Below are 8,936 nucleotides of genomic sequence, written 5' to 3'. Positions count from 1 at the left end.
ATGCCGGGACCATCGCCGCAACCGGTTCCAACGCTGCGCAAGATGAAAGCTTCGCGTTTCCGCCGGTTGCTCAAACCGCGCCATTTGGCATATTCAAAGCCGCCGAGGCTCTAACCGCCGCTGGATGAAAGTTCAGTGGCAGGTCAAGTCCGATTCACGCAAGTTGGGAGCATCAGCATGACGGTCATCGACCCACCGAAATAGAACCCACTTGCAAACCACTTTCCGACAACATGCCTCTGAGTGGGACAGAAGTGGACCTACGCCACATAATCAGACCGTAAGACGGGCCGATGGTTCAAATCCCATCAAGAGCATAGTACGGCGAAGTGGGCTAGTCTTTGGGCGCCACATTGCTCAGGGGCGAGGCAGCGTCGTCCGAAAAACCGCGATACCGTAGATGGCTACGGCTAAGATGAATTCTCATCGCCTCGCGCGCCCGTTCCGCACTGCCTGAGCTAATTGCCTCGCAGATTGCCCGATGTTCGACCACAGTATTCTGGATATAGTCTAGAGTTATGAGCGCAGGATTGAGCTGCTTGGAGAAAGCCGGTTGCGGGAGAATCTGCAGGCTCATAAGGCTGAAGAACTCGATGAAAGCACCATTGTTCGTCGCTTCTGCGATTGAACGATGAAAGACGAAGTCGAGATGATCAAGCGCAGCTTCGTCTTCAAGTGAGGCTTCGAACTCGCGAGCGGCGTTCCAGATATTGGATTCCTGAGCCCAGGATCGCCGAACCGCCGCCAGCCCGGCAGCATGCACCTCGAAAGCCATTCTGAGCTCCAGCAGATCCATGAATGACGTCTGCAGACGAGCCAGGGGAGCAAGCGCGAGGCTTGCATCCAACGAGTTGGCATCTTCGATATCGGGGCTTGGTCTGTTGCGAACGAACACCCCGACACCATGTCGCGACTCGACAATGCCGTCGGACCGCAAGGCGGACACTGCTTCTCGAATGACTGTTCTGCTGACGCCGAACTGCTCCGACAATTCCGCAAGCGATCCGAGCTTGGTACCGCTTTCGAACTGGTTGCTGCCGATGTGAGCTTTAAGTGCCTTTATTGTTCGGCCCGTTAAAGTGTCCAAAACCTGTTTCCCTTTGTCTAAGTCGCGCCCCGCTGAATGACTGCAGGGTTTGACGCAAGTTATCACTTCATCCCGAGGTGATGCTACTACCCACCACTGATTTATTGCCTTAGTGTGCGCACACTTGACGTAGAGAAGTTCCACTGGGCGCAAATCAGCGGCCGGCCTCAAAAAAAATGCGGGAAACGGGTCGAAATTTTAATGCCGCTACCAGAGAAGTGGTCGTCTTAAGTTGGCTAATATCTTGTAAAAGCTTCTAAAAAGTAGCATGTAGGAAACCGTCAGCTCAAGAGATAGTACCTCTGAATTCTCTCTTGACATGAGATACTATTTCGTCAATCTTCATCATCAGAAAAGTGGATCGACATTCGACGCTTATGGCTTCTGATGAATGGTCCCGGGAACGTGGTTCGCGCATCAGCGCGTCTTACAATAACGGAAAACTGCTATGGGTGTCGTCGTCGCACGTCTCTCGGAGCTCGGTATCGTTTTGCCTGCGATTGCCCCGGCTTCAGGAAATTACATTCCTTACAGGCTCGTCGGGAGCCTTCTTTTCGTATCGGGCCAGATCCCGCGGATCGACGGTGTCGAGCATTATGTCGGCGTGGTCGGTCAGGACATTTCGCCCGAGGACGCATACAAGGCCGCTCGCCTTTGCGCGCTCAACATCGTTGCCAGAGCGAATGCCGCGCTGGATGGCGATCTGGACCGGGTCATTGCCTGCGCTCAATTGCGTGGTTTCGTTAATGCGCCGCCGGATTTCGGGGGCCATCCAGCCGTCATCGACGGCGCTTCCGACCTTCTCGTGGAGATCTTTGGAGACAAGGGACGCCACGTTCGCACCGCGATTGGTGCGGGCTCATTGCCGCGCGGATCTTCCGTAGAAGTCGACGCCATTTTCGAAGTCGCACCGAAAGCCTGACATCAAATAAAGGGGAACTGGCCATGAACGGGACCAGCATGTCGGAAAAAGCCATAGCCATGACGGGCGTCAACAAATGGTACGGTCATCTCCAGGTCTTGAAGGGAATCAACCTTGAAGTTGGTCGCGGCGAGCATATCGTTCTGTGTGGACCTTCAGGTTCCGGCAAATCGACCCTTATCCGCTGTATCAATCACCTGGAGGAAATCCAGGAGGGAAGCATTGCCGTCAATGGCACGGAGCTGAGCCAAAAGGGTAGCAATGCCGACCATATTCGCCGCGATGTCGGCATGGTGTTCCAGCAGTTCAACCTGTTTCCGCATCTAACCGTCCTGGAAAACTGCATGCTGGCGCAGCGCCGGGTGCGCAAGGCTTCGGTGACTGACGCAAAGGAAAAAGCGATGCGTCATCTCGAGCGCGTCCACATTGCTGAACAGGCACAGAAATATCCGGCTCAGCTTTCCGGTGGTCAGCAGCAGCGCGTGGCAATCGCGCGGGCGCTCTGCATGGACCCCAAGATCATGCTGTTCGACGAGCCGACTTCAGCGCTCGACCCTGAGATGGTCAAGGAAGTGCTCGACACGATGATCTCGCTTGCTGACGACGGCATCACGATGATCTGTGTAACCCACGAGATGGGGTTTGCACGAGCGGTCGCCCACCGTGTCATCTTCATGGACCGCGGCGAAATCATAGAGAGCGCCAAACCCGACGTATTTTTCAGCAATCCGGCTCACGAGCGAACCAGAACGTTCCTCAGCCAGATCCTCAACCATTGAGGAGGGGCTGATGAATTACACTTTCGACTTCGCACCCGTTTTTGCTGCGTGGCCAACGCTGCTGGAAGGCGTGATCGGTACGTTGAGAATGTCGTCTCTCTCGATGGTGTTCGGATTGTCGCTCGGCATTTTCTTCATGATGATGCGCATGAGCAAGCTGCCAACGCTGCGCACGATTGCGATTGGCTACATCGAGCTGATCCGCAACACGCCTATCCTCGTGCAGGTGTTCTTTGTCTTTTTCGGCATGCCCGCAATTGGCATCCGGCTCAGCGGCGAACAGGCGGCAATCCTGGCCATGACGCTGAATTGCGCCGCCTACGCGGCTGAGATCGTGCGCGGCGGTGTGCAGTCTATCCGTCCAGGACAGATCGAGGCGGGCAGGGCGCTTGGGATGCATACGGCTGATATCTATCGGTTCATCGTCTTCCGGCCGGCCATCCGGACCGTCTATCCGGCGCTGTGCAGCCAATTCATCCTGATGATGCTGAACTCAAGTCTGGTTTCGTCGGTCTCGGCGGAAGAGCTTACCTATTTTGCACAGACGCTGGATGCCCAGACATTCCGAAGCTTCGAGATCTATCTCACGCTCGGCGTCATCTACCTCCTGTTGTCCCAGTTCGTTTCCGTCACCCTCGGCATGATCGGCCGGGTCTATTTTTCCTATCCGGCAAAGTGAGGCAGTCCGATGATCCGTCAATTTGGCTGGAATGAATTCCTCTTTTTGCTTGAAGGCGCACGTTGGACAGTTGTCCTTTCGCTTCTTGCCGTCACGGTCGGCGGAGCGCTGGGTCTGGCTGTTGCGCTTGGACGCACCAGCAAATGGAAACCGTTGCGCATCTTCATGGCGACGTACATCCAGATATTTCAGGGCACGCCATTGCTGGTTCAGCTGTTCTTCGTGTATTTCGGCCTGCCACTTTTGGGCTTCAAAGTGGATGTCTGGGTGGCGCTGACGATCGGCCTGTCGCTTCACACCAGCGCGTTCCTCGGCGAAATCTGGCGCGGCAGCATCCAGGCCGTTCCCGATGGACAGAGCGAGGCGGCACGCGCACTGGGCATCGGCTACAGGCATCGCATGGTCGATGTCGTGCTGCCCCAAGCCTTGCGCATCGGCCTGCCGGCCACCATCAGCTTCCTCGTCAACCTGATCAAGGGCACGGCACTTGCCGCGCTGCTCGGTCTCACGGAACTGACCCGCTCCGGTCAGTTGATGTCGAACATCACGTTTCAGCCGCTGCAGGTCTACGGGGCGGTCGCACTCATCTACTTCTTTCTCTGCGTACCACTGACCTACTGCAGTGCCCGGATCGAGCGGCGCCTCAACGCCGCGCGGTAAGACAAAACGCATGCCAAGAAACCAACCAGAGGTGATCACATGACCAACGCAGTCTCTACCCCTTCGCGTTCGAAAGCCCTGAGCGGCCTTACCGCCATTCTCTTCGCCGCGACTTCATTCGCAACGACGGCAATGGCTGTCACATCCGAGGAGATCAAGGCCAAGGGCACGGCAACCATCGGCGTGCAGATGGACCAGTTTCCGTGGGGTTTTATCGACTCCAAGGGCGGCAATGACGGTTTCGATATCGAAATCGCCAAGATGATCGCCAAGGAGCTGGGCGTCGAGGTGAAGTTCGAACGTATCACAGGCCAGAACCGCATTCCGCTGCTGGTGAACGGCAACGTTGACTTCCTGGTGCCGTCGATGACGATCACCGAAGAACGCGCCAAGGTGATCCAGTATGTCATTCCCTATTCGTCGAACGACATTACTGTCTGGGGCAAGACGGACGCCTCCATAAAAGGTAACGAGGATCTTTCGAAATACGTGATCGGTGTTAACCGCGGCAGCGCTTTCGAGCCGCTGCTGGTCAAGGTCGCGCCGAAGGGTACGCAGATCAAGCGCTTCGATGACGACGCCACGACTGTTCAATCGCTTTTGTCCGGTCAGGTTGATGCGATCGTAGGCAGCGTCACCTATGGCCTCGTCATCAAAGAGACCGGTTATGACAAGCAGTTCGAACGCAAATACAAAGTCGCCGACAACTTCCAGGGTATGGCGGTCCGCAAGGGCGATAAGGAACTGCTCGCCTTCCTGACGGACTTCGTTATCAAGCACACGACGGACGGGTCACTCGATGCCCTCTACAAGAAGTGGATCGGCGTCGACCGTGCAAAACTTCCAACAGAATTGCCGGGTGTAGACTTTACCGGGAAACTGTAGCGCCAAAGCTCTGCGTTGCCGCTACAGCTGCCGCGCTGAGCTTAAGAAACTCAACACATTCAAGAGCTTTTGACCCCCGCCCGTCTGTGCGGGCGGGGACAGGCCGCTGCACGCCGAAAATCGGGTTATCGGGCAAGCGCAACAACAGCTCGCTTAGGGAGCATAGTCGAGAAAATGACGAAAGATGGCAAGCAGATCAGGGTCGGTGTGGATATCGGCGGCACCTTTACCGACGTTGCAATGGAGGTCGGTACCACACTCCATTCAATCAAGGTGCTGACCGATTATTCCTATCCCGAAAATGCGATCGTGAAGGGCGTCCGAGAGGTCGCCGAGGTCGCCGGTGTCGAGCTTTCGCAGATCGACACGATCATTCATGGCACCACGCTCGCCACCAACGCTCTGATCGAACGGCGCGGCGCCCGCACCGCCTTTATCACCACCAAGGGCTTTCGCGACGTCATCGAGATGCGCACCGAAAGCCGCTTCGAACAATATGACCTCGATATTGTGCTGCCGTCGCCGCTGGTGCCGCGAAACGAACGTTTCGTCATCGATGAAAGGATCGGCGCCGACGGTTCGGTGCTGAAACCTCTCGATCTTGCCGAGGTTGATGCGCTGTGCGACAGCATCGTCGCTGCCGGTTACGACAGCGTCGCCATCGGCTTCATCCATTCCTATCTTAACGGCGCGCACGAGAAGGTTGTTCGCGACCGTCTTCTGGCCAAGAAATCCGATATTTCCGTGTCGATCTCGTCGGAAGTCTCTCCGCAAATGCGCGAGTTCCAGCGCTTCAACACCGTCTGCGCCAACGCCTTCGTCAAACCGTTGATGGCATCTTATCTCAACCGCCTCGTTGGACGCCTGACCGAGGAAGGCACGCGCTGCCAGGTCTTCATGATCCATTCGGGTGGCGGCATCATCAGCGTCGAAAGCGCGATCGAGTTTCCGGTTCGTCTGCTGGAATCCGGTCCTGCCGGCGGTGCGATTTTTGCCGCCCATATCGCCAGCAGCTACGGTCTTGATCAGGTCCTTTCCTATGACATGGGCGGCACCACTGCAAAAATCTGCCTGATCGAAAAGCAGACGCCAAAAACCTCCAAGACCTTCGAGGTGGCGCGAACGTGGCGTTTCAAGAAAGGCAGCGGCATGCCGATCTCTATCCCCGTCATCGAGATGGTCGAGATCGGTGCCGGCGGCGGCTCGATCGCCACCATCGACAGCATGCGCCAGATCCGTGTCGGCCCGCACAGCGCCGGCTCCGAGCCAGGCCCGGCCTGCTATGGCCGCGGCGGCGCGAACCCGACCGTCACCGATGCCGACCTGATCCTCGGTCGTCTCGATCCGGAGGAGTTCGCAGGTGGCGCGATGAAGCTCGACCGCCCGGCCTGCGACAAGGCGATGGATGCCGACCTCGCCTCCAAGCTCAACACTGATATCGCGACCGCCGCTTACGGCCTCAGCGAGGTGGTCGACGAGAACATGAGCAACGCGGCGCGTATGCATGCCGTGGAGAATGGCAAGGAGCTTTCCGAATTCACCATGATCGCCTTCGGCGGCGCAGCTCCCATCCACGCCGCCCGTCTGTGCGAAAAGCTCGGCATGTCGGACCTGCTGATCCCGCCCGGTGCCGGCGTCGGTTCTGCGATCGGCTTCCTGCGCGCTCCCTTCGGTTTCGAAAGCGTGCGTAGCGCCTACAGCCGGCTTAGCCGGTTCGATGCGGATGCGATCAATCAGACGATCGCTGACCTCAGCGCCGAGGCCATATCGTTCGTGCGTTCCGGTTCGCCCGAAGCAAATCCAGATCTCGAATGTACGGCTTACATGCGTTACGTCGGTCAGGGGTGGGAAGTGCCGGTCACGATCGAGGTACGCGACTACGCCGATGCGGACGGCCACCTGTTCCGCAAGCTGTTTGACGAGCAGTACGAACACTTTTTCGGTCGGGTCATCGATGGTCTCGACGTCGAGATCGTCAGCTGGTCCTTGCGCGCAACCTCAAAGGTTGCCCCGCCGGCGAGGATAGGCAAGACCGCAAAGGTCGGCGAAGCCAAGGTCCGCGGTACCCGCGAAATCTTCGACGTCCAGGAAGGCAGCTTTCTGAGCGCGTCGATTGTCGCGCGCGTCGACATGAAACCGGGCGACTGGGTTTCCGGTCCCGCTGTCATCACCGAACGCGAGACGTCAACGATTATCACCACGAGCCGCGAAGTCATCATGCAGTCGGATGGCTGCCTGCTCATACGCGTCAAGCAGAGCGCTTGAACGGAGGATTTGACATGAAAACCAGCGCACTTTCCGACGTCCACATGCAGATCATGTGGAACAGGCTGATCTCCGTTGTGGAAGAACAAGCCGTCACGCTCATCCGAACCGCCTTCTCGACCAGTGTGCGTGAATCAGGCGATCTTTCCGCCGGCGTCTTCAACCGCGGTGGCAAGATGATCGCCCAGGCGGTGACCGGCACACCCGGCCACGTCAACGCCATGGCCGAGGCCGTCGGCCACTTCATCCGCGACATCGGGCCTGAAAACATCTTCGAAGGCGATGTCTACATCACCAACGATCCGTGGAAGGGCACCGGTCACCTGCACGATTTCACCGTGGTCTCGCCCAGCTTCCGCAATGGCGCGCTCGTCGGCTATTTCGCCTGCACGGCGCACGTGGTGGATGTCGGCGGCCGCGGTTTTGGGCCGGATGCCAACGAGGTCTACGAAGAAGGCATCTTCGTCCCGATCATGAAATTTGCCGAGCGCGGCAAGGTCAACAAGGACCTCGTCAACATCCTGCACAACAACGTCCGCGAAAGCCATCAGGTGGTCGGTGACGTCTATTCGCTGGCCGCCTGCAACGAGATCGGCCATCGTCGGCTGATGGACATGATGGAAGAGTTCGGGCTCGCCGATCTGGAAACGCTGGGCGATTTCATCTTCAAGCGTAGCTATGACGCCACCATCGAGCGCATCGCGGCCCTGCCGAAGGGCACTTATTCGAACACTATGCGCGTCGATGGGTACGGTTCGCCGATCGATATCGCTGTGCGTCTCGACGTGGCAGAGGACCATATCCTCGCTGATTTCGAGGGGACGTCACCGCCAAGCCCGAAGGGTATCAACTGCCCGATCATCTATTCGGCCGCCTATGCCTGCTATGGCATGAAATGCTCGATCGCGCCGGAGATCCCCAACAACCACGCGTCTTTGCTGCCATTCCGTGTAACCGCCCCGAAGAACTGCATCCTCAATGCCCAGCACCCGGCGCCTGTTTCCGTTCGCCACGTGCTTGGCCATCTGGTTCCTGATGCGGTGCTCGGGGCCGTGCACAAGATGCTTCCCGGCAAAGTGCCGGCAGAAGGGGCAGGGGCATTGTGGAACCTGCATGTCAGCGTGCGTCCGCTACAGGGGGATAAGGCACCAGCCGAGGGCGGGCAACGTGCAGAAGTGCTGTTGTTTAACAGCGGCGGCGCCGGTGCTCGCTCCACACTCGACGGCCTCAGCGCCACGGCGTTCCCGAGCGGCGTGCATTCCATGTCGATCGAGGCGACCGAGCATGTCGGCCCGGTGATCTTTTGGCGCAAGGAGTTGCGAGACGGTTCCGGTGGCGCCGGACAGTTCCGCGGCGGTCTAGGCCAGGTGGTGGAGATATCGCCGACCGAAGGTCACGAGATGCATTTCAACGCCATGTTCGATCGCGTCGACCATCCACCCCGTGGACGTGAGGGTGGGGCCGATGGCGCCGCGGGTGCCGTCTTGCTTGATGACGGAACGGTTCTTGCCACCAAGGGGCGTCAGCATGTGCCGGCCGGCCGCAGATTGATCCTGCAGCTTCCGGGCGGTGGAGGATACGGCGCGCCCGATAAGCGTGATCCGGCGGCAGCGCAGCGAGACAAGGATTTCGACTACGCGCCGAAAAGCTAATCCGCCA

At 58.2% G+C, this 8,936-nt stretch carries 8 protein-coding genes and 1 pseudogene; 8 read left to right on the top strand and 1 reads right to left on the bottom strand.

Annotated features, from left to right (window positions below; translation table 11 throughout):
- Positions 1-128, top strand: a pseudogene (locus tag AC1DLT_RS30075) (IS3 family transposase); the annotation flags it as partial.
- A gap of 206 nt (positions 129-334) precedes the next feature.
- Here the strand turns inward: AC1DLT_RS30075 and AC1DLT_RS30070 are convergent.
- A complete protein-coding gene (locus tag AC1DLT_RS30070; RefSeq protein WP_247137029.1) occupies positions 335-1,087 on the bottom strand; it encodes a FadR/GntR family transcriptional regulator in 753 nt (250 codons plus the stop codon).
- Between the two features lie 448 nt (positions 1,088-1,535).
- Here AC1DLT_RS30070 and AC1DLT_RS30065 point away from each other — a divergent pair, with 448 nt between their 5' ends.
- The 7 genes from AC1DLT_RS30065 (at position 1,536) to AC1DLT_RS30035 (ending at position 8,929) form a co-directional block, all read left to right on the top strand.
- The gene (locus AC1DLT_RS30065) at positions 1,536-2,009 is read left to right on the top strand and encodes a RidA family protein (RefSeq protein WP_040124690.1); all 474 of its coding nucleotides are present in this window, start codon (positions 1,536-1,538) and stop codon (positions 2,007-2,009) included.
- A 38-nt stretch (positions 2,010-2,047) separates the two neighbouring features.
- Positions 2,048-2,788 carry an amino acid ABC transporter ATP-binding protein gene (locus AC1DLT_RS30060; protein WP_040125767.1) on the top strand — a complete coding sequence of 247 codons (741 nt, stop codon included), beginning with the start codon at positions 2,048-2,050 and terminating at the stop codon, positions 2,786-2,788.
- A 10-nt stretch (positions 2,789-2,798) separates the two neighbouring features.
- Positions 2,799-3,467: an amino acid ABC transporter permease gene (locus AC1DLT_RS30055; protein ID WP_477489147.1), complete on the top strand. Its 669-nt coding sequence runs from the start codon at positions 2,799-2,801 to the stop codon at positions 3,465-3,467.
- A 9-nt stretch (positions 3,468-3,476) separates the two neighbouring features.
- Positions 3,477-4,127: an amino acid ABC transporter permease gene (locus AC1DLT_RS30050; RefSeq protein WP_477489146.1), complete on the top strand. Its 651-nt coding sequence runs from the start codon at positions 3,477-3,479 to the stop codon at positions 4,125-4,127.
- Positions 4,128-4,166: 39 nt separating this feature from the next.
- Complete coding sequence (locus AC1DLT_RS30045) at positions 4,167-5,012, top strand: transporter substrate-binding domain-containing protein (RefSeq protein ID WP_477489145.1); 846 nt, start codon at positions 4,167-4,169, stop codon at positions 5,010-5,012.
- 174 nt (positions 5,013-5,186) lie between these two features.
- Positions 5,187-7,277, top strand: a complete 2,091-nt coding sequence (locus AC1DLT_RS30040; RefSeq protein ID WP_477489144.1) for a hydantoinase/oxoprolinase family protein — start codon at positions 5,187-5,189, stop codon at positions 7,275-7,277.
- A 14-nt stretch (positions 7,278-7,291) separates the two neighbouring features.
- Positions 7,292-8,929 carry a hydantoinase B/oxoprolinase family protein gene (locus AC1DLT_RS30035; RefSeq protein ID WP_040124699.1) on the top strand — a complete coding sequence of 546 codons (1,638 nt, stop codon included), beginning with the start codon at positions 7,292-7,294 and terminating at the stop codon, positions 8,927-8,929.
- The last annotated feature ends 7 nt before the right edge of the window (positions 8,930-8,936 follow it).

The organism is Neorhizobium sp. 05N33 (genome assembly GCF_056397445.1).
This window is presented reverse-complemented; position numbering and strand designations above follow the sequence as displayed.